We start from the raw sequence: 2471 nt of genomic DNA on the forward strand, positions 1-2471 counted from the left end.
GAGATGTTCGAGAGGTTCACCGACCGCGCGCGGCGGGTTGTCGTTCTGGCTCAGGAAGAGGCCAGGATGCTCAACCACAACTACATCGGTACCGAGCACATCCTCCTGGGTCTGATCCACGAGGGTGAGGGTGTTGCGGCCAAGGCTCTGGAGAGTCTGGGGATCAGTCTTGAGGCCGTGCGTCAGCAGGTCGAGGAGATCATTGGTCAGGGGCAGCAGGCTCCCTCTGGTCACATCCCGTTCACTCCGCGGGCGAAGAAGGTTTTGGAGCTGTCGCTGCGTGAGGCGTTGCAGCTGGGTCACAACTACATCGGTACCGAGCACATCCTTTTGGGGTTGATCCGGGAGGGTGAGGGTGTCGCGGCGCAGGTGCTGGTGAAGCTGGGTGCTGATCTGAACCGGGTGCGGCAGCAGGTGATCCAGTTGCTGCACGGGTATCAGGGCAAGGAGCCGGCGGCTTCGGGTGGTCCGTCGGAGGCGGCGCCGTCGACGTCGCTGGTGCTGGACCAGTTCGGTCGGAATCTGACGCAGGCGGCGCGTGAGGGCAAGCTCGACCCGGTGATCGGCCGGGACAAGGAGATCGAGCGGGTCATGCAGGTGCTGTCGCGGCGGACCAAGAACAATCCGGTGCTGGTGGGTGAGCCGGGTGTGGGTAAGACCGCGGTGGTGGAGGGGCTGGCGCAGAAGATCGTCAAGGGTGAGGTGCCCGAGACGCTCAAGGACAAGCAGCTCTACACCCTGGACCTGGGTGCTTTGGTGGCGGGGTCGCGGTATCGGGGTGATTTCGAGGAGCGTCTGAAGAAGGTGCTCAAGGAGATCCGGACCCGCGGTGACATCATCTTGTTCATCGATGAGCTGCACACGCTGGTGGGTGCGGGCGCGGCGGAGGGCGCGATCGACGCGGCGTCGATTTTGAAGCCGATGCTGGCTCGGGGTGAGCTGCAGACGATCGGTGCGACGACGCTGGATGAGTACCGCAAGCATCTGGAGAAGGACGCGGCGTTGGAGCGGCGGTTCCAGCCGATTCAGGTGGCCGAGCCGTCGTTGTCGCACACGATCGAGATCCTCAAGGGGCTGCGGGACCGTTACGAGGCGCATCACCGGGTGTCGATCACCGATAGTGCGCTGGTGGCGGCGGCGCAGCTGGCCGACCGCTACATCTCGGATCGGTTCTTGCCGGACAAGGCGATCGATCTGATCGATGAGGCGGGGTCGCGGATGCGGATCCGTCGGATGACCGCGCCGCCGGACCTGCGCGAGTACGACGAGAAGATCGCTGATGTGCGGCGTGAGAAGGAGTCGGCGATCGATGCGCAGGACTTCGAGAAGGCCGCGGCGCTGCGTGATTCGGAGAAGCAGCTGCTGGGGCAGAAGGCGCAGCGGGAGAAGGAGTGGAAGGCCGGCGACATGGACGTGGTCGCCGAGGTCACCGATGAGTTGATCGCCGAGGTGCTGGCCACCGCGACGGGGATTCCGGTGTTCAAGCTGACCGAGGAGGAGTCGACCCGGCTGCTGCGGATGGAGGATGAGCTGCACAAGCGCGTGATCGGTCAGGAGGACGCGATCAGGGCGTTGTCGCAGTCGATCCGGCGGACGCGGGCGGGGTTGAAGGATCCCAAGCGTCCGGGTGGGTCGTTCATCTTCGCCGGCCCGTCGGGGGTGGGCAAGACCGAGTTGTCCAAGACGCTGGCGGAGTTCTTGTTCGGGGACGAGGACGCGCTGATCCAGCTGGACATGTCGGAGTTCATGGAGAAGCACACGGTGTCGCGGCTGTTCGGTTCTCCGCCCGGCTATGTCGGGTATGAGGAGGGCGGTCAGCTGACCGAGAAGGTGCGGCGCAAGCCGTTCTCGGTGGTGCTGTTCGATGAGATCGAGAAGGCCCACCAGGACATCTTCAACTCGCTGCTGCAGATCCTGGAGGACGGTCGTCTGACCGACGCCCAGGGGCGGGTGGTGGACTTCAAGAACACCGTGATCATCATGACGACCAACCTTGGGTCCAAGGACATCTCCAAGGGCGTGTCGATGGGGTTCGCGCGGCAGAACGACGAGCAGGGCTCCTACGAGCGGATGAAGGCCAAGGTGTCGGAGGAGCTCAAGCAGCACTTCCGGCCCGAGTTCCTCAACCGTGTCGATGACACGGTGGTGTTCCACCAGCTCACGCCCAAGGAGATCATCCAGATCGTGGATCTGATGATCGCCAAGGTCGACCAGCGGCTCCACGACCGCGACATGGGCATCGAGCTGCGCCAGGAGGCCAAGGACCTGCTGGCGATCCGGGGCTATGACCCGGTGCTGGGAGCGCGGCCGCTGCGCCGCACCATCCAGCGCGAGATCGAGGACACCCTGTCGGAGAAGATCCTCTACAACGAGCTCAAGCCCGGCCAGATCGTCATCGTCGGCACCGAGGGCTTCGACCCCGACAACACCGACACCGCCGAGAACGCCAAGTTCACCTTCAAGGGCGTGCC

1 protein-coding gene is annotated in these 2471 nt (G+C 64.3%); it reads left to right on the top strand.

From position 1 onward, the window contains the following. Nucleotides 1-3: 3 nt before the first annotated feature. Nucleotides 4-2471 (top strand): ATP-dependent Clp protease ATP-binding subunit (locus tag ABD944_RS42095; protein ID WP_345187866.1); only part of this gene is annotated, 2468 nt, incomplete at its 3' end.

The sequence above is a fragment of the Actinomadura verrucosospora genome, assembly GCF_039540335.1.
In the GTDB taxonomy this organism is placed as follows: domain Bacteria; phylum Actinomycetota; class Actinomycetes; order Streptosporangiales; family Streptosporangiaceae; genus Spirillospora; species Spirillospora verrucosospora.